The organism is Mesorhizobium sp. WSM4846, assembly GCF_055811415.1.
Window position 1 is genome coordinate 76,884 of sequence record NZ_JBVVPZ010000018.1, and the last position, 20,883, is coordinate 97,766.

Here is a 20,883-nt window from a genome sequence, read left to right on the forward strand (position 1 = left end):
AGCCGGATTCGTTGCTGCAGTGCAGCACGCAGCCTCGTGCGGGATCTTGCTCCGGAGGATTAGGGCGCGCGAAAATGCCGAATTTCGGTGCTCGCTTGACCGGATGGATTATCGACTATTGGCCGGCGATCTCAGCCAGGATCCATTCGCGAAAAGCGCGGATCTTCGGCACGTTGCGCCGCGCCTGGGGATAGACCAGCCAATAGGCGTGGCCGTCGTCGCCGACCAGATCGAAAGGCTGGATCAGGCGGCCATCGGCAAGCTCGGCCTTGAAAAGAGCGGCCGTTACGATCGCCACGCCCTGCCCGGCGATCGCGGCGTTGGCCTCATAGGCCTGCGCACCCATGCTGGAGCCGGGGCGCTTGGCCAGTTCCTCGACCGGCAGGCCGGCGGCGATAAACCAGTCCCGCCACCAGATGTCGCCAGGGTCGAGGATCGGCAGGCGCAACAGATCGGCTGGCTCCTTCACCCCGCCGATGGTCGCCGCGAGTTTCGGGCTCAGCATCGGCGTGAAGTCCGCATTGAAAAGCTTGTGCACCTCCACGCCCGGCCAGTTTCCGCCGCCCGAACGGATGGCGATGTCGATGTCCTCGCGGGCAAAGTCGACGATGCGGTTCGATGTATCGAGACGCACCGCCAGCGACGGATGCGCGACCTGGAACGAACCGAGATGCTGCGCCAGCCAGTTCGAGGCAAAGGTCAGCAGCGTCGAGACACAAAGTACTCCGTCGGCGCCGCTGCGCGCCGCGGCATAGGCTCCGCCCAACAGGGCGAACGCCTCGCTGACCGCCGGCGCCATGCGTTGCCCGGCCTCGGTCAGCACGATCTGCTTTGGCCGGCGCAGGAACAAAGGCGCCCCGACGCGCTCCTCCAGAAGCTTGATCTGATAGCTCGCCGCCGCCTGCGTCATGCCGAGCTCGCCGGCGGCCTTGGTGAAGGAAAGATGCCGCGCCACCGCCTCGAACACCCGAATCGCCTGAAGCGGAGGGAGTTGGGAGACCTGCCGTGACTTCAGTTCAGGCATAAGCCCTCCTTATGGGCCGTGATCGACGTTTGATTGGCAGCAAGGCCCGATCCAGCCGATATTTGAGGTCGACGATCACTCTCGTCTACAGCGCCGCGCGTCCTTTTTGGACGCGCAAAGGACGCTGTAGCACTTTTGATTTTGCGCATGATCCTTTCCGAAAATCGATCTCGGTTTTCGGGGTCATGCGCAGAGATAACGAAGGCTGACGATCATGACCACGGTACAGGAAAAGCTATTTCTGACGCCAGGGCGAGGCTGGTTTTTGCGGCTGGCGCGGGGATTGGCACGGCACGGAGCCAGGAAACGGGCCTATCTCGACATCAGGGAATTGCCGCCGCATCTGCAGCGCGACATGGGTTTTCTTGACGGCAACGATCCTTGCGGCCGGCGCAAATAGCCTTGCTGGATTTATCGCAAATCAGCCGGCGGCCAGCAAGGCGGCGGCGGTCCGCTCGTCGGTGATGAGACCGTTGACCAGCCGCCGGTTAACAGCCGCAAGGATACCCGGCAGTTTCCGCTCGCCCATGGCGAGCGCTATCACCAGCGATTTTTCACGCGACGGCAACGATGCCGACGACACCCTGTCATTGGTGATGCCCTCGATCATCCGGCCTTCGCGATCGAACACCCAGCCGACGATCTCGGCGACGCCGCCGGCCTTTTGCAGCGCTTTCAACTCACTCTCCGAAATGAAGCCGTCCTCGTAAAGCGGCGCCTTGGGGCCGAGATCGCCGATGCCCACGAAGGTAACGTCGGCTTCCGCGGCAAGCGCCAGCGTCGGTTGGATCATCGGCTGGCTTAGCAGCATCTCGCGCTCCTGCGGCGAGGAGGCGATGACCGGCAGCGGCATCGGGAAGGACCGCGCCTTGACCCTGTCGGCCATGGTGAAGATGACGTTGTAGAAGGCGGCCGAACCGTCGGGCGAGATGTTGCCGGTCAGCGACACCACCTTGTGCTGCGGGCATTCCATCGGCGGCAGCTGCTCGATTGCCGCCTTCAGCGTGCGGCCGGTGCCGATCGCCATGACGATCGGCGTCGGCGAGCGCAGCCGCTTTTCGATCTCGGCGGCCGCCGCCACGGCGACGCCGATGGTGGAGGAGGAAGCAGGATCGCTCGGCACCACCTCGACCAGATCGAGGGCGAAACGCGATTTCAGCCGGGCCGCGAGGTCGAGGCAATTGGCGATCGGGTGGTCGACACGCACCTTGATCAGCCCTTCCGACACCGCAAGCGACACCAGCCGCTGCGCCGTCTGCCGTGAGATGCCGAGCATCGAGGCGATCTGGTCCTGCGTGTTGCCGGCGACATAATAGAGCCAGCCGGCGCGCGCCGCGTCGTCCAGCCTGTTGCTGCCGCTGTCCTGCCGGGAATTCAACTTGCTGCCTCCCTGCCCCCGAGCACCGAGCGGGAGCGCATTTAGTTCTACCGGGGAATGCGCTTGTAAGCAATTGCCTGTTGCCAGAGCAATTGCCTAGGTAAAGCTCCCGATGTGCCTGCGGTGTTTCGAGTGGGTGGTAATATCCAAGCAGATCCCACAATGTTGGTGCAGCCGGCGCGGCGGTTTATCTCCCGAGGCAAACCCTTTAAGGGATTCGGGCAAAGGAGCCTTGCATGACGCCGAAAGCGGTTTTCTGGGACATGGACGGCACGCTGGTTGACAGCGAGCCGTTGCACGAGGCGGCGCTGATAGCGGCGCTGCACAGCGTCGGCATCGCGGCGCCGGCCAACCTGCATGAGCGTGTGCTCGGCATCGCCGCATGGCCGGTCTACGAGATGCTGCGCGACGAGTTCGGCCTCGGCCTGGCCTTCGACGACTGGATCGTGCGCAAATACGACCACTATCTGCCGATGGCCGAGACGCTGAAGCCGCGCCCCGGCGCCATCGAGATCTACAACGAGCTGCGCGCGCTTGGCGTGGCGCAAGCGGTGGTGTCCAATTCCGACCGGCTGGTCGTCGACGCCAATCTGCGCATGGTCGGTCTTTTCTATCCCGGCATGAAGACGATCAGCCGCAACGACGTGCGCGAAGGCAAGCCGCACGCCGAACCGTTTCTGCGCGCCGCATGGCTGGCCGGTGTCGATCCAGCCGATGCCATGGCCGTCGAGGACAGCGTGACCGGCGCCACGGCAGGGCTGGCGGCGGGGATCAGGACGATCTTCTGGCCGGAAGCGCCCATGGCAGGGCCGCCCGGCGCGATCGTCATCGACAGCGCCGACGAATTGCGGGCGGAGCTGGGACTTTAGGCCCGGTAAACCGGCTCCTGCTCGTCGAGGATCGCCTTCAATTCGGACAGGTGCCGTTCGGCCTGACCGGGATAATCTTCCTGCTCCACTGCTGCCTTCTCGGCGATTTCGTCCGACAGGATCCGCAGCGGACGGCCGGTCCACAGCGCCTTGATGTAGGTCTCGGCGGCGCGTTCGAAATAGAACATGCGGTTGAAGGTGTCGGCGACGGTATCGCCGATGACCAGCACGCCATGGTTGCCCATGACCATCACCTTGACCTTCGGATCGGTGAGCAGCTGCGAGCAGCGTTCGCCCTCTTCCTCGAAGGCGAGCCCACCATAATGGCCGTCGACGACGTGGCGGTTGAAGAAGATCGCCGCGTTCTGGTCGATCGGCGGCAACGTCGAGTCGGCGAGCGAAGCGAGCACCGTGGCGTGGATCGAGTGCACATGCATGACGCAGCGCGCATGACGGACATTGCGATGGATGGCGCCATGCAGCCCCCATGCCGTCGGGTCGGGCGCATCCGGGCCGGAGAGCGTATCGGGATCGTTGGCGTCGATCAGCAGCAGGTCGCTCGCCTTGATGCGCGAGAAATGCACCTGGTTGGGATTCATCAGAAATTGCGAGCCGTCATCGTTGACCGCCAGCGAGAAATGATTGGCCACCGCTTCATGCATGTTGAGCCGCGCTGTCCAGCGGAAGGCGCAAGCCAGATCGACGCGTTCCTCGTAGAAGGGCAGGTTGGTCAGCATTTCCTTCTGCAGGCGGGCGATGCTCATGGAAACCTCCGTGAAAGAAGCGAGGATGCCGCGCGCCGCAGATGCGCGCAACCGGTTTCGTTTGGTGCAGGCGAGCGCCGTGCCTTACGCCGCCGTGCTTCTGGCGGCGTCGATGCGCAGCCCGCCATGCTCGACGATAAAATCGATCACCTCCTGCAGGCCCTTGCCGCGCGACAGATCGGTAAATCCGAACGGCCGCTTGCCGCGCATGCGGGCGGCATCGCTCTCCATGACATCGAGATTGACGTTCACATAGGGGGCGAGATCGCTCTTGTTGATGACCAGGAAATCGGATCGGGTGATCGCCGGGCCGCCCTTGCGCGGGATTTCTTCGCCCTGGCAGACCGAGATGACGTAGAGCGTCAGATCGGCGAGGTCCGGGGAAAACGTGGCGGCGAGGTTGTCGCCGCCCGATTCGATGAAGACGATGTCGAGATCCGGGAATTTCCTGGTCATCTCGGCGATCGCCTGCAGATTGATCGAGGCGTCCTCGCGGATGGCGGTGTGCGGGCAGCCGCCGGTCTCGACGCCGATGATGCGATCCTCGGGCAGCGCCTGAAGCCGGGCCAGCATCATGGCGTCTTCCTTGGTATAGATGTCATTGGTGACGACGGCGATCGAGAACTCGTCGCGCAGCGCCTTGCAGAGCTTTTCGGTGAGCGTCGTCTTGCCGGAGCCGACGGGGCCGCCGATGCCGACGCGAAGAGGACCATTGGCTTGTGTCATCCAGGGAACTCCATGATGGCTAACACTGCAAAGCCGAGCCCTACAACCAGGCAGAGCGGCGAATAATAGCTGACATCGAGCCGCGCGAAAGGCTGTTCGGGCGCCAGCCGGCGCCACCACGGCGTGAAGCCGGCAATGCCGCGCCCCAGGAAGACCAGCGCGATGAGCAGCGCTGTCGCGGCAAGCCCGGCCTTGGGAAAGGGCGTGGCAAACACGCCTTCGAGCGCCAGCGGCCACAGTGTCGCCAGGCCGAGGCAGGCGGCGACGGCGAAGCTGGCGAAGGGCGCCGGCATTTCGTCGACGCCGCGAAAGCCGACCACAGCGCGGGCGCAGGAGGCAGCGTCGCTGCCCGGCCAGATGCCGCCAATGCCCCAATAGACATGCAGGGTGGTGATCAGCAGCAGGACGAAGGAGAGCGCGAAGGCGAGGACGATCATGAGCGGAACAGCCGCGAATATTGCGTTTCGTGCTTCATCGCCATGACATCCGAGACAAACGCGCAGCCGCCGAGATCGTCCAGCGTCGAGCCGGCGGCGCGAGCGGCAGTTTCCAAGGCCAGCGGTTCGAAGCCGGCGAGCAGCGCCGTGGCGCCGGTCTGGCCGACGACGCCGAGCCGGATCGCGGCCTGGACGAGGTTGGAAAAGAAGCTCTGCAGGAAGGCCGACAGTGCATCGTGCAGGGCAATGGCGTTGCCACCGGCAGTTGCACCGACGGCAACGCAATAGGCGCACTCGGCCGGCAGACGGTCGAGCACCTGGCACGGCCAGGCCGATGCCGCCTTCAGGAAGGCGGCGCCCTGCAGCATGGTCTCGGCATGGCGCTCGCGCGAGCCGGCCAAGGCCTCGGCGAGGGCGGCGATTTCGGCGAGATCGCCGGCTTGGCGGGCGCGCCGCCAGCTTTCGGCAAACAGCACGGCATCGTTCCAGCCCGAGCCCATCTCGACCAGCGTCTCCAGCCATGCGGCGAGGTCTTTGCTGTCGGCGACCAGGCCGGCATGCACGGCTTGTTCGAGACCATGGCTGTAGGAAAAACCGCCGACCGGGAAGGCAGGCGACAGCCACGCCATCAGCCGCAACAAAGCGACGTTGGAAGGCTGGTCAGTCATGGTCGTGCGAATGGCTGTGGGTATGCGATTCGCCATGGGTATGGGAATGCGACCCGCTGTGCGCATGCGCCTCGGCATGGGCATGACCGTGACTGTGCCCAGAATAGGCGCCGCGCAGCGGCTTGAACGGCTCGGAGACGTCGCTCACCGTGGCGCCCAGGCCTTCCAGCATCGCCTTGATAACGTGATCGCGCAGGATGAGGATGCGGTTAGCCTCGATGGCGGCGGCAAGATGGCGGTTGCCGATATGCCAGGCAAGCTCGGCCAGATGGACAGGGCCGCTGGCACGGATATCGTAGAGCGGTTCCTCGGCCGCGACGATCTCGATATGACGGCCATCCTCCAGCACCAGGCGGTCGCCATCGTTCAAGGCCACCGGCTCGGGCAGGTCGACCAGCACTCTATCGCTACGGGCAGTTTCGATGGCGCGGCGGCGCAGATGCCGCTCGTCATGGGCAAGCACCGCACGATCGTAGGGCGCGACCGCTCCTGCCTCGCCGGCGCTCAGAACCGAGACGGCACGCGGGAATTTGGTGAAATCGGTGCGGATGTCGAGCTTCATGTAAAACTGCCTTTCCCAACAAGCGTAGCCTATCGCATCCGCCGCCCCAATGCTGCTCAAACGATCGTGTCGAAGAGCCGCAGGATGAACGATATCTGGTAGACGAGGGCGGCGGCGACGAAGGTGGTGTGAAAGCGGCGGTCGCTGAAGGACCCAGCTAATCCCGCAGGAAATCGCCCATCGAGAGTGGATTGCCCGGCCAAAATCGTTCATCGAGCGCCTGCTTGCATGTGAACGGAGGTTCGCCTGGAAAGTGAGATTTCCTGAGACCCGTTTCCCTGACCGCGACAAGCAAAGCGTCTTTATATGCCTCGTCGAAAATCTGAACGGGATATCGGCGAAGACTCGGGCTGTCCTTGATGATGTTTCCGATCCAGATGCGCTGTTCGGAAATTGACGACTGCCAACTATGACTTCGATGGCCGGGTTGGAATTCCCATTTCAGGAGATGTGCAAGCAGCACCTCCATCCGACTGCGAATCTCTCGTTTGTCACGTCTCCCCAAGCTCTCGATCTCCTCGGCAAGATTCTCACGATCGAGGTCGGAGAAACGAGCTTCGCGCAACAATGCGCCTTGCTCGGCGCACCACTGGACGTAGTCCGCTTCGTAGGGAGTGAGGGCCCTGAGACGATCAATCCTGTTCATGAGGCCCATCATGCCGCAATTTCGAGACAATCGCAAAACGGCACGAGAGAGCCTTGGACAACTGAGCACCGAATTTGACCTCAGCCGCCAAGGCGACGGTAGGGATCAAAACAAAAAGTACCGCTGCGCCATCGGCAGCACGGTGGCCGGTTCGCAGGTGAGCAATTCGCCGTCGGCGCGCACCTCGTAGGTTTCGGGATCGACCTCGACATGCGGGGTGGCGTCGTTGAGCACCATCGAATGCTTGCCGATGCCGCCGCGGGTGTTGTCGACGGCGACCATCTGCTTGTCGACGCCGAGACTGTCGCGCAGGCCCGCATCGAGCGCCGCCCTGGAAACGAAGGTCACCGACGAATTGGTCATCGCCTTGCCATAGGCGCCGAACATCGGCCGGTAGTGCATCGGCTGCGGCGTCGGGATCGAGGCGTTGGGATCGCCCATCGGGGCGGCGGCGATCATGCCGCCAACCAGCACCATGTCCGGCTTGACGCCGAAGAAGGCCGGGTTCCACAGCACCAGGTCGGCGCGCTTGCCGACCGCCACCGAGCCGATCTCGTTCGACAGGCCGTGGGCGATGGCCGGGTTGATCGTGTATTTGGCGATGTAGCGGCGGACGCGGAAATTGTCGTTGTCGCCGGTCTCCTGCGGCAGCGAACCGCGCTGGCGCTTCATCTTGTCGGCGGTCTGCCAGGTGCGGATCGCCACCTCGCCGACGCGGCCCATCGCCTGGCTGTCCGACGAGATGATCGAGAAGGCGCCGATGTCGTGCAAAATGTCTTCGGCGGCGATGGTCTCCTTGCGGATGCGGCTTTCGGCAAAGGCGATGTCTTCGGGGATCGACGGCGACAGATGATGGCAGACCATCAGCATGTCGAGATGCTCGGCCAGCGTGTTGACGGTGTATGGCCGGGTCGGATTGGTCGACGACGGGATGACGTTGGGCAGGCCGCAAACCTTGATGATGTCGGGCGCATGGCCGCCGCCGGCGCCTTCGGTGTGGAAGGCGTGGATGGTGCGGCCCTTGATCGCCGCCACCGTGTTCTCGACAAAGCCGGACTCGTTCAGCGTGTCGGTGTGGATCATCACCTGCACGTCATAGTTGTCGGCGACCGACAGGCAGCAGTCGATTGCCGCTGGCGTCGTGCCCCAGTCCTCGTGCAACTTAAGCGAGCAGGCACCGCCCAGCACCATTTCTTCAAGCGCGGCCGGCAACGACGCGTTGCCCTTGCCCGACAGGCCGATATTCATCGGGAAGGCGTCGAAGGACTGGATCATGCGCGCCAGATGCCACGGGCCGGGCGTGCAGGTCGTCGCCAGCGTGCCATGCGCCGGTCCTGTGCCGCCGCCGAGCATGGTTGTGATGCCTGACATCAGCGCTTCCTCGATCTGCTGCGGGCAGATGAAATGGATATGCGCGTCGAAGCCGCCGGCGGTGAGGATCTTGCCTTCGCCGGCGATGATTTCGGTGCCGGGGCCGATGATGATGGTGACGCCGTCTTGCATGTCGGGATTGCCGGCCTTGCCGATCGCGGCGATGCGGCCATCCCTGAGGCCGATATCGGCCTTGAAGATGCCGCCTGAGGCATCGACGACCAGCGCATTGGTGATCACGGTGTCGACCGCGCCTTGGGCGCGGGACACCTGGCTCTGGCCCATGCCGTCGCGGATGACCTTGCCGCCGCCGAATTTCACCTCTTCGCCATGCAGCGTAAAATCCTTCTCGACCTCGATGAACAGCTCGGTATCGGCGAGCCGCACCTTGTCGCCGACGGTGGGGCCGTACATCTGCGCATAGGCGGCGCGGGTGATTCTAGCCATCAGCAATTGCTCCCGAAATACGGCCCGAAATACAGCCCCAAGATACAGCCGGTCGAAGCCCGGCCCCACATTGTCGCCATCCTATGGTCACGCAATGACCCGCTGGGCGACACCTTCCGATCCCATTTAACGTTTGAGGTGGCAAGGTCACCCCAAAACGACCGTTTGCCAATCGATGGAAAGGAAGATCCATGCGCAAAACGATATCTCTCGCAGCAGCCGCCACCCTCCTGCTCGCGACCGCTGCCAGCGCCCAGCAACAGCCTGCTCCGCAACCCGGCGAGCCGCCGGCTTCGCCCGCTCCCGCGGCGCCTGGCACCCAGCCGGCTGCGCCGGCGATCCAGACCGTCAACGTCGTCGACATCGAGGAACTGCCCAAGGAAACGCAGACGAAGGTCAACGAAGTGATCGCCAAGCGCGGCGAGGACGGCCTGCAGAAATTGCGCAGCTCGATCGACGCGACCCCCCAAGTCAAATCCGCGCTCGAAGCCAAGGGACTGACCTCGGCGCAAGTGATCGCCGCCAGCATGGACGCCAACGGCTCGCTGACCTTGATCACCAAGAAGGCGAGCTGACGACACGCAGTGGCGGGCCGGCACGAGGCCGGCCTGCCGCATCGGGGAGGGAACCTTCGCAGGGCGGAATACGTTTCGACTTTTTGGCCTAGAACCGAGTCTCGAAAGAGGCTTTGAGAGCGAGCGATGGCGATCACCACCTTCCCCGACACCCGATGGCTGCATATGATTGCCGCAACTGCGTTTCTTGCGGTGAGCGCTCCCCAGGCCGGGCTGAATGCGCAGGGCCTTGAAGGCCCTGAGACCGTGAACAAGATCATCGGCTCGGAGGTCGGCCAGGAAGAGACCAACACGGCTGTCGAGGCCGGCAAAGTCACTACCGCGATCGACCGGACGCGTGAAAACATCGGCGCGGTGCGCAAGACATCCAAGCTCGACAAGGTCGATATCGTGTTCCTTACCGACGCCGCGCGCACGGAAGGCGGGCTGCCGCCGGCGATCGAAAGCAAGGTCGAGCAGCATCAGGAGGAGATTGCGGAACTGCGCGACGAGATCGAGGCGAACGCATTGCTGTTCAACGCCATCGACTCTCGACGCGTGCAGACCGAAGACGTTCTCGCCGTCGAATTCAACGATCCTGGCAAGGTCGTCATCTACGCGGCGGCCAAGCCGCCCGGCTGAGCCGAAACCGCTCGACGCTACTGATCTCACAGTGCGCCCATGATCTTCTGCTGAAACCCGTAGACCTCCCGCTTGCCGCCGAGCGGCACCAAGGTGACGTCGCGCTCCTGGCCGGGCTCGAAGCGCATTGCCGTGCCGGCGGCGATGTCGAGGCGCATGCCGCGCGCCTTGTCGCGATCGAATTTCAGCCCCTCATTGGTCTCGAAGAAATGATAGTGGCTGCCGACCTGGATCGGCCGGTCGCCGCTGTTGGCCACTTTCATGGTGACGGTCGGCTGGCCCTTGTTGAGTTCGATCTCGCCGCCTGCCGTGATGATTTCGCCCGGGATCATCGCCAACCTCACAAAGCGCCGAAGCCGAGGCCGGAGGCGAGCAGCAGGATCGCCGAGAGGGACGTGCGTTTGATCGTTGCGGGGACCATCGATATGCCTTTCACTGTCAGGATCGTGCCGTCACGCGGCGTTGCGGGCCGGGCCGCAGCCTTCGGCCTTGAGGACGCGCTTTGTCGAGGCGGGATATTTGTCCAGCATCGCTGCCGGCCGGATCGGGCGCGCTGAAAAATTGCCGGCGCAATTCGGGCAGACGCCGCCCAGCACATTTGCCGCGCAATCGGCGCAGAAGGTGCACTCGAAGGTGCAGATCAGCGCATCCGTCGCCTCAGGCGGCAGGTCCTTGTCGCAGCATTCGCAGTTGGGGCGCAGCTCAAGCATTTTTCTCACCTCACCTTGTCGGCACTCACCTTATCGGCTCGTGCACGGTCACCAGCTTGGTGCCGTCGGGAAACGTCGCCTCGACCTGGACGTCGTGGATCATCTCGGCGATGCCCTCCATCACCTGCGCGCGGGTGACGACGTGGGCGCCGGCCTCCATCAGCTCGGCGACCTGGCGGCCGTCGCGGGCGCCCTCGACGACGAAGTCGGTGATCAGCGCGATCGCCTCCGGATGATTGAGCTTGACGCCGCGTTCGAGCCGCTTGCGCGCCACGATCGCTGCCATCGCGATGAGCAGCTTGTCCTTTTCCCTTGGCGTCAGGTTCATGCGTTTCCCCGCAATAGCATAGTCAGAATGGCGTAATCGGAATCAGAGTGACCATAATTTGGGCAGACCCGCCCGTCCGTTGAGCAATTCGACGAGCGGAACCAGCCGCTTGCGGAGCTGGTAGCCGTCCTCGGCAAACAGCCTCGCAAGAAGCTTGCCAGATTTCTTCACGCTCCAGACGCTGGCGTCGCCCTGGCCGCCGATGATGTCCCGGGCCGGATCGAGCAAAGCCTCGACCCGCGGCGAGATCATCAGCACCGTCGCCATGGCGATGGCGCCACCGGCCACGGCCGAACCGCCCAGAATGGCGGCAATGTCCGGCCCGATGCGGAAATCCTCGGCATGAACCAGCGCTCCGTCCTGGCTGACGCGCCAGCGGTCGTGGAAATTGCCGTGCGCCGCGCGTTCGCCCATGGCGAGGCGGCCGAACACGGTCGCCTCGAGCACCAGCGCCTCGGCACCGGCAGCAAGCTCCAGGTCGAGCCTGCGGGCAAAAGCCGATCGATCAAAGACGATGGTCTCCTGCGGCAGCCAGGCGATGCGGCCGCCGGCGCCGACGGTCAGCTTCACCCGCACCTCGGCGCGATCGGACGCGGCGCGGTAGACCTTCTCGCAGGCCTGGGTGGTGATGGTGGCGCAGGCGCCGGCGCCGACATCGACCTCCCAGCCGAGGCGGTCGCCGCCGGTCAGCCCGCCGGCGGTGTTGATCAGGACGGCTTCAAGCGGATCGGCCGAGACGGCCGGCATGCGGATCTTGGCGGAACCATCCTGATAAAGCCGCCGAAGACGCGTGCGGCCGCCATTCCTGTCACAGCCGAGACGCGCCGTTCCGGCGACGCGCTGCGCCGGCGGCACAAAGGTCAGGCCATGTTCGATCATATCCATGGTGCCAACGATAACCACAGCGCCGGCTTTGTCGACATATAAGCTTGTTGCTTGACAACGTTTCGGTTTCTATAGAGGAGCCGTCTTGGTACGGTCACACAGCGCTTGGCGGGGATAAAAGGCGACGGTGACTATCTGGACCTGGGGAAAAACAGGCGCCGAGCAGTTGGCGTCGGGAAACGACAAGGGTTGGGGAAGGAACCGAATGGCTGACCAGCTGGCAACGGACATCATCGAGAAGATCAAAGCTCATGCCGAGCCGGGTGGCGAAGAAATCACCACCAGCACCGAACTGACCTCACTTGGCATCCATTCGCTGGAACTGACGGAGATCATCTTCGACCTCGAGGAACAGTATGGCATCGAGATCGAGATGAACACGGTCGATGCCTGGAGCAATCTGAAGAACGTCGGCGACATGGTCGAGGCGGTTCGCGCGCTGATCGCGAAAAAAGCCTGACTGAATGCACAAGCGCGTCGTCATTACCGGCATCGGCGGCCTGTGCGGGCTCGGCACCAATGTGCCGGCGATCTGGGACGAGATGCGCGCCGGCCGCTCGGCCATTGGCCCGATCGTCAATTCGGAGCTGCATGACCTGAAAATCAGGGTCGGCTGCGAAATCAGGACGCTTCCCGAGCACGGCATCGACCGCAAGCAGGCCGTGTCGATGGACCGCTTCAGCCTTTTGGCGACCATCGCCGCGCGCGAGGCCGCGCAACAAGCCGGGCTAAGCCTGCACGCGGCCAACACCTACCGGATGGGCTCCATCGTCGGCGTCGGCGTCTGCGGCTGGGAGGCGATCGAAGAGAGCTATCGCGCCATTCTGCTCGAAGGCAAGAACCGCACCGGCATCTTCACCGTGCCGAAAGTGATGCCGGGCGCTGCGGCCGGCCATGTCAGCATGAACCTCGGCCTGCGCGGGCCGGTCTTCGGCATCACCTCGGCCTGCTCCTCGTCCAACCACGCCATTGCCTCGGCGGTCGACCAGATCAGGCTTGGCCGCGCCGATGTCATGCTCGCCGGCGGCACCGATGCGCCGCTGGTCTGGGGCATCCTGAAAGGCTGGGAGGCGCTGCGGGTGCTGGCGCCCGACACCTGCCGGCCGTTTTCGGCCGATCGCCAGGGCCTGGTGCTCGGCGAAGGCGCCGGCATGGTCGTGCTGGAAACCTACGAGCATGCCATGGCGCGCGGCGCCACTATACTCGCCGAAATTGCCGGCGCCGGGCTTTCCGGCGATGCCTCCGACATCGTGGCGCCGACCATCGAAGGGCCGGAGGCGGCGATACGCTTCTGCCTCGTCGATGCCAGGCTCAACCCGGAAGACATCGACTACATCAATGCGCATGGCACCGGCACCAAGGCCAACGACCAGATCGAAACGGCGGCGATCAAGCGCGTCTTCGGCGATCATGCGCACAGGCTTTCAATCTCCTCGACCAAATCGATGCATGCCCACTGCCTCGGCGCGTCGGGCGCGCTGGAGCTGATCGCCTGCGTGATGGCGATCCGCGAAGGCATCGTGCCGCCGACGGCTAATTTTCGCGAAACCGACGCCGATTGCGATCTCGACATCACGCCGAATGTGGCGCGCGAGCGCAAGGTGCGCGCGGCGATCAGCAACGGCTTCGCCTTCGGCGGCACCAATGCGGTGCTGGCGTTCAAGGCGGTCTGACCGCAATCGGTTGCCCACCTACCGCGAGACTTCTTTGCCACGCGATGCCGCGCGAAAAAAAATCACGCCCAGGAGTTTCGATGACCGACCTGTCCGCCTTTCCGATCGCCACGCGCTGGCCGGCCAGCCATCCCGACCGCATCCAGCTCTATTCGTTCCCGACGCCGAACGGAGTGAAAGTGTCGATCGCGCTGGAGGAACTCGGCCTGCCCTACGAGGCGCATGCGGTGAACATCGGCAAGGACGAAAGCTGGACGCCGGAATTCCTGTCGCTGAACCCGAACGGCAAGATCCCGGCGATGATCGATCCGGACGGCCCGGGCGGCAAGCCGATCGGGCTGTTCGAATCCGGCGCCATCCTGCTCTACCTCACCGACAAGACCGGCAGGCTGATCCCGGCCGACCCGGCGCGGCGTTACGAAACGATCCAGTGGGTGTTCTTCCAGATGGCCTCGATCGGGCCGATGTTCGGGCAGGTCGGCTTCTTCCACAAATTCGCCGGACGCGAGATCGCCGACAAACGGCCGCTGGCGCGCTATCGCGACGAATCGCGGCGGCTGATCGGTGTGCTCGAGACGAGGCTGACGGGCCGCAGCTGGATCATGGACGACGATTACACCATCGCCGATATCTCGATGCTGGGCTGGGTGCGCAATTTGATCGGTTTTTACGAGGCAAGGGAACTTGTCGGCTTCGACGATTTTTCCCATGTCGCGGCATGGCTGGAGCGCGGCCTTGCCCGGCCGGCGGTGCAACGGGGTCTTATTATCCCCGCCCGGCGTTAGCTCAAATCGGCGGCTGGTGCCGCGAACCGATTACTTTGTCTTGGCTTTGGGTTTTGAGCCACCCTTGCCCATGACGGAAGCGGCAAGCGATGCAGCGCCCCTGGCGGTGGCGACAACCGCGCCGGCCGCGACATTGGCCGTCGTCTTGACCGTGCGCATTGCGCTGTCTGCCATCGAGCCACCGCTTGCCGATTTCCTCGGCTTGGTCGGTTTTGCCGTGGCCTTGGCTGCGGTCGGTGTCACTTTCTTCGGTGCTGCCTTGCCGAAACTGGGTTTTGCATCCTTGGAGCGGGCGGCAACGGCCGGGCCAGCACCGGTCTTGGATTCAGTTGCCTTTGATCCAGTTGCCCTGGATCGAGTTACCCTGCCCTTGCCGGGCGCAGGCTTTCTTGCCTTGGTTGCCATCGGAGTAGCCATCGGACAGTTTTCCTCATGTCAGCATCATTGCCGTATCTGAGACAACGGCCGGAAAGTCCTAAGGTTCCAGGCGCGGGCCATCCTGCAAATCAGGCGTGATCGCCGATCACCAGATCGGCGGGGCGGCGGCGGGCAAGCACGCGGTCGATGTTGGGCATGTCGTTGGAGGCGATCCAGGCGCGGGCGTCCTCATCGGAGCGTCCATGCTCGTGCCATCGCTCGAGCAGCCGGCGCTCGAGCTCGGCGCGCGGCACATCGACGAAAACAGAGAAATCGAACAGCGGCGCCAGCCGCGACCACGGTTCCTCGTCAAGGAGCAAATAGTTGCCTTCGACCAGGATGAACTTGGTGTCGGCGGCGATGATCGAAGCGGCCGCGCGAGACAGCTCCATGCTGCGGTCGAACACCGGAATGGCGATGTCGGGCTCGGCGGCGCGGATGCGCTTCAGCAAGGTTTCGAAGCCGGCAAAGTCAAAAGTTTCCGGAGCGCCTTTTCGCGCCCGCAGGCCGCGCCGCTCGAGCACGATATCGTCGTAATGGAAGCCGTCCATCGGCACGATTTCGGCCGCGCCTTCCGGCAGCAGCTCATGCAGGCGGGCCGACAGCGTCGACTTGCCGGCGCCCGGAGGACCGGCGATGGCAACGACAAAGCGCCGCGCCTTGCCGGCGCGCTTGAAGATGGTGGCGGCGAGGTGGGCAATCTCGGACATGCGTGATTCCGGGTGATAATTTCGGCTGCATCTTGGCGACAGTTCGCGGAAATTTCAAACGCGGGATTGAAGATCGCCCAATTGTCGAGGTCGGCGCCGCCCCTCATTGGCCGCGACGTCGGCGCCGCGCTTCTTCCTTCTCCCCTTGTGGGAGAAGGGAAAGCTGCACGTGGCCGCTCGCCCCAGAACTGGACCGTGAGGCGTAATTCAAGTTAAAGCAATCGCCCAGGCCAGCCCAATCAACCAGGAACCGATCGGCCAATCCGCAGGAAATCGCCGTCGAAAGCGACATCCCGCGTCGAACCGTCGGCAGCCGCAAGGCGCATATGCCCCTGCGCTGTTATGATGTCACGCGGCGGCTCGCCGCCGGCTTGTTGGGGCAGTGCGCCGATGACGTGGCGGAACGAGACGTTGCGGCCTTCGCCAAGCGCAAAGGCGGTCGCCACACCTTCCCGCTTCAGCCAGTTGTCACCGAGCGACGCGGCATGGCCGAGCGCGGTGCGGCCGTCCTCGATGCCGAGCACGCCGCGATGGCGGCCGCTCCACGGCGCGTAGTCGCGCCCGCCATTGCTGACCCACAGCATGGTGACCGGCAGCTCGGCCGGGTTTTTCAGCACCACAACCAGATCGGCTTCCGCTTTTCGCGCCAGCGCGGTCCAGCCCGGCCCGCCATGGTCGGCCTCGACCAGCGTGACGAAATCCTCTCGGCCCTGGTCGATGCGATAGTCGGTCAGGTCGAGCGTGCCGCCATCGGCGGCGGGAAAACGCGTCAGGTCGGCGGACCGCGCGGGATAGGCGAAGCGGAAACGGCCGCGGGCCGGATCGGGCTCGAGCGGGTCGTCCGGCGTTGCCGCAAACCGCTTCGGCGAGAAAGCCAGCCTGCCGCCGTCCGTCATCACCGTCATCGGATGATGGGCGACGGAAATGCCGCCGGACCCGCCGGAAAAGACATGTTCCTGATAGAGAAACGGATGATCGTCGCGCAGGGTGAGAATCTTGTCGACCGTCGCGCCCATGACCTTGTGCTGCAGCCTGAAAACGGCCCGCCAGCCATCGGCAGTCGCCGCGGAGGCGACGACATCCCAGCGGCTGTTGGCCGGCCAGCCATGCAAGGGCGCTTCCTCGACATCGCTGCGCGAAAACGGCGCGCATAAAAAATCGCCGGACAGGCGAACGGTGCCCTCGGGCAGGTCTGGCGGCAGCGTCTCGCGCGGCTCGTCGACCCACGGCGCGCGATGCAGCGGTTTTAGTCGGCGCCCGTCGATATCGACGGTCATGTCGGCGAGATGGCCGACGGTGAGATCGACAGTTACCGAAATGCCCTTTGCCTTGATCGTGAGCGTATCCATGGCGCACCTGCTGATTCTGCCGGCGCCAGCAAACCCGCTCGGTGTCGGTTGCGCAAGCTGGGTGACGGGCATTTCATGTCAGAGACGCATTTGCCCGGTGACGTACCCCTAGCCCCGAGGCTTTCGCGCTACGATGTACCCCCACCCCTAACCCCTCCCCACAAGGGCAGCGCTACCGCAGGTAAAGCCGAGGCTTTTGCTCTACGATGTACCCCCACCCCTAACCCCTCCCCACAAGGGGGAGGGAGACTTCCGTTGGCGCTGACCTCGGCAAATTGCCTGCCTTCCGGCGCACCCAAGGGAAAGTAAAGGCGCGCGGCAGCGTTCCCTCCCCCTTGTGGGGAGGGTTAGGGTGGGGGTCCATCGTAGAGCGAAAGCCTCGGCCTTTCACCGAGATAGCCCTGCCGTAAACGGGGAGAAAGAAACTGGCCGCAATGCCGGCAGGGCAATGAGGGGCAGCGCCAACGCCGGGAATTCAACCCGAAGCGATTGCCGTGAAGACCGGCATTAACCAAATGGACGGCGCCATTGGGTTAGGCTAGTTTCCCACTCGTTTCAGCAACAGCTTACCTTCAGAATGTCCAAACCGCGCCACTTTCCGCTCCTCCAGAAATTTGTCGCGGCGTTTGCGCTGCTGGTGCTCGTTGCCGGCTGCGCGACGACGCCGACCGAGACCATGCTGGCGGTGCCGGCGCCGGCGCAGAAATATGCGGCTGTCGTCGTCGATGGCAGCAGCGGCAGGACGCTGTTCGAGGCCAATTCGACGGCGCCGCGCTATCCCGCGTCGCTGACCAAGATGATGACGCTCTACCTGCTGTTCGAAGCGCTGGATCAGGGCCGCGTCAGCAAGACGACGCTGATCCCGGTTTCGGCCAACGCCGCCAGGCAGCCGCCGACCAAGCTGCGCTTCCGGCGCGGCGAGACGATCGACGTCGATTCGGCGATCCGGGCGATCACCGTCAAGTCGGCCAATGACGTGGCGGTCGCCGTCGCCGAATATCTCGGCGGCAGCGAAGCTGCGTTTGCCGCGATGATGACGGCCAAGGCGCGCCAGATCGGCATGCGAAGCACCGTCTTCCGCAACGCTTCCGGCCTGCCGGACGGCGGCCAGCAGACGACGGCGCGCGACATGGCGGTGCTCGGGATGGCGCTACGCGCCCGCTTCCCCCAGCATTTCCACTATTTTTCGGAAAGCGACTTCATGTTCCGGGGCAGGCTGGTGCGCGGCCACAACGACATGCTCGGCCGCGTCCGCGGCGTCAACGGCATCAAGACAGGCTATATCAGAGCCTCAGGCTTCAACATCGTCACCTCCTACGATGCCGACGGCCGCCGGCTGATCCTCGTGGTGATGGGCGCCGACAGCGCGCGCCAGCGCAACGACCACGTCGAAGCACTGATCCAGCGCAACCTGTCGCCGGCGTCGAACACGACGACGCGGCTGCTGTATGCCGGGGAGCAGTGAGACTAGGCGACTGCGCTGTCGCTGATCTCGCGGATGCGGCTGACCAGCCTCATCACACGGTCCTCGTCATGGCTGCCGCAGCCCCCCGGCAGACTTTTGGTCAGGCCGCGTCGGCCGCGGCTTGCACCGTCAGATGCACCCCGGTTTCGATCTGCAGGGCGCGGATGACGCCGAGAAGGTTCTCCGCCGTAGGGTTGCCGTCTGGTCCGAACATGCGCATGAGGCTCTTCGGCGACTTGCCGACGATTTCACCCAGCCGCTCGAAGCCGATCGTGGCGTTGATCGCCTCGCGCATCGCCGCGCGGCCGCCAGCGGCATCGCCATCGAGCAGATCCTGCACCGCTTGGCGCAACAACGCCTCCCGAAAAAGCGAATCGCGCTCAGCCCGCGCGCGCACCGTCTCGCGAAACGCCCTCGTCAACGGCATGACTATCTGTCCTTCCTGCTGCCCGCGCGCTTGCGCGCCCTGTAATCGCGCCAGTGTCTCAGTGCGTCTTGTATGTCGTCCTGCTGCCGTCTCTTCGTTCCGCCGCCCAACAGGATCACCAGCGTCGTGCCGTCCCAGCCGAAATAGATACGATAGCCGGGTCCGCGATCGATCCGAAGTTCCGCCGCACCTTCGCCGATCGGCTTCACGTTCGACGTATTGCCATCGCCAAGCCTGGCGAGCCGCGTCGTGACAAGCGCCGCCGCCTGGCCGTCGAGCGCATCGAACCATTTGCGGAACGGGCTTTCATCCTTTTCGGTCAGATACTCTTCAATACGGATCACATGGTGACATTTATGTTACCATTTAGCAAGCAGTTTCAAATATTGAGCGGCATCAGAAATGCGCCCGCCAGGTTGCGGCCTTCAGCAGCACGGATCTGTCCAGCGGTGGCGTAAGTTCGAAGGCGCGCGGTTGGCGCACGAAGTCGAACAGCCGGACCAGCCGGAAGGCGTCCGGCCGCTCCTCCGAGAAGGCCCGTTCGTTCTCCGAAAGCAGGAACGGGGTCTGCTTGTGGCCGGTGGTGGTCTTCACCTCGATCAGCCGCTCGCTGCCGGCCGGATCGAACGAGCGAATGTCATAGCCGGCGCCGGCGCCGTCCTCCACTGATACCCAGCGCACCTTCCGGGCAAGATCGTCGCGCCCTGCCGCGCGCAAGCCCGACTGCTCGGCAAAGAAGATGCGTTCCTCGCCGCTCTGGCCCAGTTGTCTGTTGCGGGCGTCCCGCAGCGCCGGATCGAATTTCCGCACGATCCGCTCCAGCGCGGGCGGCACGGTTTCGAACGCCGCGACAGGTGGCGCTTCGAAGAAAAGGGGCTGAGGCTCGTGCAACCCGGGTGCAGACGCGGCCAAGATCGGGCTCTCAAAGAGCGCCGGATCGCGGGCGATATGGCGCTCGACGCCGTCGACCAGGGCGCGTTGGAAGTTCGCCATCGGCTTGTATCCGGCGATCCACGGCATGCCGAGCCGATAGAGCACCGCACTTATGTTCTGGTGTTTGAATTCGATCGAGCCGCGGCTGCGGCCGGTCAATTCCTGAAGCTGCGCGTTGCGCTGCGCCTTGACGAACGAACGGCCCGCCAGTTCCAGCGACAGCATGTCGAAATAGTCGGCGGTGATGAGGTCGATCTCGCGGTCCGTCCAATCACTGCCGGTCAGCGCGTCGGACATAGTCAGAGCTGGCCTGAGAAGGCGCGGAATTGGAGGGAGGAGAAGAGTGAGTTGGTGTCCCGCAATTGTGTCTCCAATCGCCTGCGCTGATCTCCGACTGATGTTAGAGCAGTCGTGTAGCGACCCTGGCTGTCGGCGTCCGGGATAAGAATGGAGATTGAGGCCATTTCCTTCGCGTTGATATTTGCCATTCCGACGATGCTCTTTGCCATGTTGCGCAAGGTGGCTTTGCCCTGTCGAGAATTGAGGTAGCCTGCAACGTAGTGCGGACTGATTGAATTCTTGGTCCTCGCCCGAACAAGATACCCAGCGAAAGCAAATGGCTCCTCTATTCCAAAAACAGCAGTCTTACCCACAAGATCGACGCTGTTTTTCCGATTGAATAGGATGTCTCCTTTCCGGACCGTGTATTTTTCTACCTCTTTGTCAGAAAGATCGATGAACTTGAGGTCAACCACGACAATTCGACCGTCATTGGTGACATTGCCCATGCGCAGAATCGGAAACGCTCCGGCTTCTCCAGCTTTCGCGCTCGTGCCGTATTGAGTGTCTCCCAGCAGATCACCGATCACCCCACGTTGGAAACCTTTTGGGTTTGTGTCCGGATCACCATGCATGAAGTGGCGGGCGCTGTTCCATTTCTGCGTTGAAGCCCGCCCCGGCTTCAGCTAAGAAGCCGTGGCTGGCCGGTTCACTGGCTGGTTCGTTTTCCGGATTTCGATCCTGAAGGCACCCGTAGCTCAGCTGGATAGAGCGCTGCCCTCCGAAGGCAGAGGTCACAGGTTCGAATCCTGTCGGGTGCGCCATAGAATTGCC

Annotated in this window: 28 protein-coding genes and 1 tRNA gene; 10 read left to right on the top strand and 19 right to left on the bottom strand. The window is 63.8% G+C overall.

The genetic code is table 11. The features are described 5' to 3' along the window. Positions 1–115 precede the first annotated feature (115 nt). Positions 116–1,024 (bottom strand): transcriptional regulator GcvA, encoded by a 909-nt coding sequence (gcvA, locus tag AC0L15_RS17000; RefSeq protein ID WP_473496617.1) that lies wholly within the window; start codon positions 1,022–1,024, stop codon positions 116–118. A gap of 214 nt (positions 1,025–1,238) precedes the next feature. Between gcvA and AC0L15_RS17005 the strand changes: the two genes are divergently transcribed. Beyond that, positions 1,239–1,424, top strand: a complete 186-nt coding sequence (locus AC0L15_RS17005) for a hypothetical protein (protein ID WP_419695489.1) — start codon at positions 1,239–1,241, stop codon at positions 1,422–1,424. 21 nt (positions 1,425–1,445) lie between these two features. Here the strand turns inward: AC0L15_RS17005 and AC0L15_RS17010 are convergent, their stop codons facing one another. Continuing rightward, positions 1,446–2,402: a sugar-binding transcriptional regulator gene (locus AC0L15_RS17010; protein WP_473496616.1), complete on the bottom strand. Its 957-nt coding sequence runs from the start codon at positions 2,400–2,402 to the stop codon at positions 1,446–1,448. Positions 2,403–2,638: 236 nt separating this feature from the next. On the opposite strand from AC0L15_RS17010, the gene AC0L15_RS17015 reads away from it, so the two are divergent. Continuing rightward, on the top strand, positions 2,639–3,271 hold the full coding sequence (locus AC0L15_RS17015; RefSeq protein ID WP_473496615.1) for an HAD family hydrolase: 633 nt from the start codon (positions 2,639–2,641) through the stop codon (positions 3,269–3,271). On the opposite strand, the gene AC0L15_RS17020 is transcribed toward AC0L15_RS17015, so the two are convergent. The 7 genes from AC0L15_RS17020 to ureC form a co-directional block, all read right to left on the bottom strand. Continuing rightward, entirely contained in the window at positions 3,268–4,035 is a 768-nt protein-coding gene (locus AC0L15_RS17020) for a class II aldolase and adducin N-terminal domain-containing protein (protein ID WP_473496614.1), read from the bottom strand. The genes AC0L15_RS17015 and AC0L15_RS17020 overlap by 4 nt on opposite strands. Before the next feature lie 84 nt (positions 4,036–4,119). Beyond that, entirely contained in the window at positions 4,120–4,761 is a 642-nt protein-coding gene (ureG, locus tag AC0L15_RS17025; RefSeq protein WP_287307763.1) for an urease accessory protein UreG, read from the bottom strand. After that, a complete protein-coding gene (locus AC0L15_RS17030) occupies positions 4,758–5,198 on the bottom strand; it encodes a DUF3995 domain-containing protein (protein WP_473496613.1) in 441 nt (146 codons plus the stop codon). Before AC0L15_RS17030 ends, ureG begins: the two co-directional genes overlap by 4 nt. After that, entirely contained in the window at positions 5,195–5,866 is a 672-nt protein-coding gene (locus tag AC0L15_RS17035) for an urease accessory protein UreF (RefSeq protein ID WP_473496612.1), read from the bottom strand. Before AC0L15_RS17035 ends, AC0L15_RS17030 begins: the two co-directional genes overlap by 4 nt. After that, positions 5,859–6,428, bottom strand: a complete 570-nt coding sequence (locus tag AC0L15_RS17040) for an urease accessory protein UreE (RefSeq protein WP_473496611.1) — start codon at positions 6,426–6,428, stop codon at positions 5,859–5,861. Before AC0L15_RS17040 ends, AC0L15_RS17035 begins: the two co-directional genes overlap by 8 nt. 157 nt (positions 6,429–6,585) lie before the next feature. Next, the gene (locus AC0L15_RS17045; protein ID WP_473496610.1) at positions 6,586–7,074 is read right to left on the bottom strand and encodes a DUF29 domain-containing protein; all 489 of its coding nucleotides are present in this window, start codon (positions 7,072–7,074) and stop codon (positions 6,586–6,588) included. A 105-nt stretch (positions 7,075–7,179) separates the two neighbouring features. Further along, complete coding sequence (gene ureC, locus AC0L15_RS17050; protein ID WP_473496609.1) at positions 7,180–8,892, bottom strand: urease subunit alpha; 1,713 nt, start codon at positions 8,890–8,892, stop codon at positions 7,180–7,182. 191 nt (positions 8,893–9,083) lie between these two features. Here ureC and AC0L15_RS17055 point away from each other — a divergent pair, with 191 nt between their 5' ends. Both AC0L15_RS17055 and AC0L15_RS17060 read left to right on the top strand, forming a co-directional pair. Beyond that, on the top strand, positions 9,084–9,467 hold the full coding sequence (locus tag AC0L15_RS17055) for a hypothetical protein (RefSeq protein WP_473496608.1): 384 nt from the start codon (positions 9,084–9,086) through the stop codon (positions 9,465–9,467). A 126-nt stretch (positions 9,468–9,593) separates the two neighbouring features. Beyond that, a complete protein-coding gene (locus tag AC0L15_RS17060; protein ID WP_473496607.1) occupies positions 9,594–10,088 on the top strand; it encodes a hypothetical protein in 495 nt (164 codons plus the stop codon). Positions 10,089–10,114: 26 nt separating this feature from the next. Here AC0L15_RS17060 and AC0L15_RS17065 read toward each other — a convergent pair whose 3' ends face one another. From AC0L15_RS17065 to AC0L15_RS17080, 4 genes are all read right to left on the bottom strand, one after another. After that, positions 10,115–10,420 carry an urease subunit beta gene (locus tag AC0L15_RS17065; RefSeq protein ID WP_065011660.1) on the bottom strand — a complete coding sequence of 102 codons (306 nt, stop codon included), beginning with the start codon at positions 10,418–10,420 and terminating at the stop codon, positions 10,115–10,117. 120 nt (positions 10,421–10,540) lie between these two features. Continuing rightward, positions 10,541–10,798 (bottom strand): DUF1272 domain-containing protein, encoded by a 258-nt coding sequence (locus tag AC0L15_RS17070; RefSeq protein ID WP_473496606.1) that lies wholly within the window; start codon positions 10,796–10,798, stop codon positions 10,541–10,543. Positions 10,799–10,823: 25 nt separating this feature from the next. After that, a complete protein-coding gene (locus tag AC0L15_RS17075; protein ID WP_023801505.1) occupies positions 10,824–11,126 on the bottom strand; it encodes an urease subunit gamma in 303 nt (100 codons plus the stop codon). A 42-nt stretch (positions 11,127–11,168) separates the two neighbouring features. Then, a complete protein-coding gene (locus tag AC0L15_RS17080) occupies positions 11,169–12,011 on the bottom strand; it encodes an urease accessory protein UreD (RefSeq protein ID WP_473496605.1) in 843 nt (280 codons plus the stop codon). A gap of 205 nt (positions 12,012–12,216) precedes the next feature. On the opposite strand from AC0L15_RS17080, the gene AC0L15_RS17085 reads away from it, so the two are divergent. The 4 genes from AC0L15_RS17085 to AC0L15_RS17100 all read left to right on the top strand — a co-directional run bounded on the left by AC0L15_RS17085 (position 12,217) and on the right by AC0L15_RS17100 (position 14,926). After that, positions 12,217–12,471, top strand: a complete 255-nt coding sequence (locus AC0L15_RS17085; protein WP_010912831.1) for an acyl carrier protein — start codon at positions 12,217–12,219, stop codon at positions 12,469–12,471. A gap of 4 nt (positions 12,472–12,475) precedes the next feature. Next, positions 12,476–13,684 carry a beta-ketoacyl-[acyl-carrier-protein] synthase family protein gene (locus AC0L15_RS17090; protein ID WP_473496604.1) on the top strand — a complete coding sequence of 403 codons (1,209 nt, stop codon included), beginning with the start codon at positions 12,476–12,478 and terminating at the stop codon, positions 13,682–13,684. Positions 13,685–13,764: 80 nt separating this feature from the next. Next, on the top strand, positions 13,765–14,469 hold the full coding sequence (locus AC0L15_RS17095; RefSeq protein ID WP_473496603.1) for a glutathione S-transferase family protein: 705 nt from the start codon (positions 13,765–13,767) through the stop codon (positions 14,467–14,469). Positions 14,470–14,539: 70 nt separating this feature from the next. Then, complete coding sequence (locus AC0L15_RS17100) at positions 14,540–14,926, top strand: hypothetical protein (RefSeq protein WP_287319109.1); 387 nt, start codon at positions 14,540–14,542, stop codon at positions 14,924–14,926. Between the two features lie 49 nt (positions 14,927–14,975). Here the strand turns inward: AC0L15_RS17100 and AC0L15_RS17105 are convergent, their stop codons facing one another. Then, positions 14,976–15,596 carry a nucleoside triphosphate hydrolase gene (locus AC0L15_RS17105; RefSeq protein WP_128174700.1) on the bottom strand — a complete coding sequence of 207 codons (621 nt, stop codon included), beginning with the start codon at positions 15,594–15,596 and terminating at the stop codon, positions 14,976–14,978. 239 nt (positions 15,597–15,835) lie between these two features. Then, the gene (locus AC0L15_RS17110; protein ID WP_473496602.1) at positions 15,836–16,945 is read right to left on the bottom strand and encodes a hypothetical protein; all 1,110 of its coding nucleotides are present in this window, start codon (positions 16,943–16,945) and stop codon (positions 15,836–15,838) included. 577 nt (positions 16,946–17,522) lie between these two features. Here AC0L15_RS17110 and AC0L15_RS17115 point away from each other — a divergent pair. Beyond that, positions 17,523–18,410, top strand: coding sequence for a D-alanyl-D-alanine carboxypeptidase family protein (locus AC0L15_RS17115; protein ID WP_473496601.1), 888 nt, complete (start codon positions 17,523–17,525; stop codon positions 18,408–18,410). A gap of 100 nt (positions 18,411–18,510) precedes the next feature. Here AC0L15_RS17115 and AC0L15_RS17120 read toward each other — a convergent pair whose 3' ends face one another. The 4 genes from AC0L15_RS17120 to AC0L15_RS17135 are packed head-to-tail and all read right to left on the bottom strand — an operon-like array spanning position 18,511 to position 20,639. After that, positions 18,511–18,837 (bottom strand): helix-turn-helix domain-containing transcriptional regulator, encoded by a 327-nt coding sequence (locus AC0L15_RS17120; protein ID WP_287316887.1) that lies wholly within the window; start codon positions 18,835–18,837, stop codon positions 18,511–18,513. A 2-nt stretch (positions 18,838–18,839) separates the two neighbouring features. After that, on the bottom strand, positions 18,840–19,178 hold the full coding sequence (locus AC0L15_RS17125; RefSeq protein WP_473496622.1) for a type II toxin-antitoxin system RelE/ParE family toxin: 339 nt from the start codon (positions 19,176–19,178) through the stop codon (positions 18,840–18,842). Positions 19,179–19,233: 55 nt separating this feature from the next. Further along, a complete protein-coding gene (locus AC0L15_RS17130) occupies positions 19,234–20,067 on the bottom strand; it encodes a protein NO VEIN domain-containing protein (RefSeq protein WP_473496600.1) in 834 nt (277 codons plus the stop codon). Positions 20,068–20,069: 2 nt separating this feature from the next. Then, the gene (locus AC0L15_RS17135) at positions 20,070–20,639 is read right to left on the bottom strand and encodes a restriction endonuclease subunit S (RefSeq protein WP_473496599.1); all 570 of its coding nucleotides are present in this window, start codon (positions 20,637–20,639) and stop codon (positions 20,070–20,072) included. A gap of 157 nt (positions 20,640–20,796) precedes the next feature. Between AC0L15_RS17135 and AC0L15_RS17140 the strand changes: the two genes are divergently transcribed. After that, positions 20,797–20,873: transfer RNA gene (locus tag AC0L15_RS17140), tRNA-Arg, on the top strand. The last annotated feature ends 10 nt before the right edge of the window (positions 20,874–20,883 follow it).

Excerpts from the sequence above, each read along its gene's own strand:
- AC0L15_RS17115 (WP_473496601.1), top strand. The coding sequence starts at position 17,523 with ATGTCCAAACCGCGCCACTTTCCGCTCCTCCAGAAATTTGTCGCGGCG.
- AC0L15_RS17100 (WP_287319109.1), top strand. The coding sequence starts at position 14,540 with ATGACGGAAGCGGCAAGCGATGCAGCGCCCCTGGCGGTGGCGACAACC.
- gcvA (WP_473496617.1), bottom strand. The coding sequence starts at position 1,024 with ATGCCTGAACTGAAGTCACGGCAGGTCTCCCAACTCCCTCCGCTTCAG.
- ureC (WP_473496609.1), bottom strand. The coding sequence starts at position 8,892 with ATGGCTAGAATCACCCGCGCCGCCTATGCGCAGATGTACGGCCCCACC.
- AC0L15_RS17120 (WP_287316887.1), bottom strand. The coding sequence starts at position 18,837 with ATGCCGTTGACGAGGGCGTTTCGCGAGACGGTGCGCGCGCGGGCTGAG.
- AC0L15_RS17005 (WP_419695489.1), top strand. The coding sequence starts at position 1,239 with ATGACCACGGTACAGGAAAAGCTATTTCTGACGCCAGGGCGAGGCTGG.
- AC0L15_RS17065 (WP_065011660.1), bottom strand. The coding sequence starts at position 10,420 with ATGATCCCGGGCGAAATCATCACGGCAGGCGGCGAGATCGAACTCAAC.
- AC0L15_RS17085 (WP_010912831.1), top strand. The coding sequence starts at position 12,217 with ATGGCTGACCAGCTGGCAACGGACATCATCGAGAAGATCAAAGCTCAT.
- AC0L15_RS17040 (WP_473496611.1), bottom strand. The coding sequence starts at position 6,428 with ATGAAGCTCGACATCCGCACCGATTTCACCAAATTCCCGCGTGCCGTC.
- AC0L15_RS17055 (WP_473496608.1), top strand. The coding sequence starts at position 9,084 with ATGCGCAAAACGATATCTCTCGCAGCAGCCGCCACCCTCCTGCTCGCG.
- AC0L15_RS17030 (WP_473496613.1), bottom strand. The coding sequence starts at position 5,198 with ATGATCGTCCTCGCCTTCGCGCTCTCCTTCGTCCTGCTGCTGATCACC.
- AC0L15_RS17105 (WP_128174700.1), bottom strand. The coding sequence starts at position 15,596 with ATGTCCGAGATTGCCCACCTCGCCGCCACCATCTTCAAGCGCGCCGGC.
- AC0L15_RS17130 (WP_473496600.1), bottom strand. The coding sequence starts at position 20,067 with ATGTCCGACGCGCTGACCGGCAGTGATTGGACGGACCGCGAGATCGAC.
- AC0L15_RS17020 (WP_473496614.1), bottom strand. The coding sequence starts at position 4,035 with ATGAGCATCGCCCGCCTGCAGAAGGAAATGCTGACCAACCTGCCCTTC.
- AC0L15_RS17070 (WP_473496606.1), bottom strand. The coding sequence starts at position 10,798 with ATGCTTGAGCTGCGCCCCAACTGCGAATGCTGCGACAAGGACCTGCCG.
- AC0L15_RS17080 (WP_473496605.1), bottom strand. The coding sequence starts at position 12,011 with ATGGATATGATCGAACATGGCCTGACCTTTGTGCCGCCGGCGCAGCGC.
- AC0L15_RS17015 (WP_473496615.1), top strand. The coding sequence starts at position 2,639 with ATGACGCCGAAAGCGGTTTTCTGGGACATGGACGGCACGCTGGTTGAC.
- ureG (WP_287307763.1), bottom strand. The coding sequence starts at position 4,761 with ATGACACAAGCCAATGGTCCTCTTCGCGTCGGCATCGGCGGCCCCGTC.
- AC0L15_RS17045 (WP_473496610.1), bottom strand. The coding sequence starts at position 7,074 with ATGAACAGGATTGATCGTCTCAGGGCCCTCACTCCCTACGAAGCGGAC.
- AC0L15_RS17035 (WP_473496612.1), bottom strand. The coding sequence starts at position 5,866 with ATGACTGACCAGCCTTCCAACGTCGCTTTGTTGCGGCTGATGGCGTGG.
- AC0L15_RS17060 (WP_473496607.1), top strand. The coding sequence starts at position 9,594 with ATGGCGATCACCACCTTCCCCGACACCCGATGGCTGCATATGATTGCC.
- AC0L15_RS17110 (WP_473496602.1), bottom strand. The coding sequence starts at position 16,945 with ATGGATACGCTCACGATCAAGGCAAAGGGCATTTCGGTAACTGTCGAT.
- AC0L15_RS17090 (WP_473496604.1), top strand. The coding sequence starts at position 12,476 with ATGCACAAGCGCGTCGTCATTACCGGCATCGGCGGCCTGTGCGGGCTC.
- AC0L15_RS17075 (WP_023801505.1), bottom strand. The coding sequence starts at position 11,126 with ATGAACCTGACGCCAAGGGAAAAGGACAAGCTGCTCATCGCGATGGCA.
- AC0L15_RS17095 (WP_473496603.1), top strand. The coding sequence starts at position 13,765 with ATGACCGACCTGTCCGCCTTTCCGATCGCCACGCGCTGGCCGGCCAGC.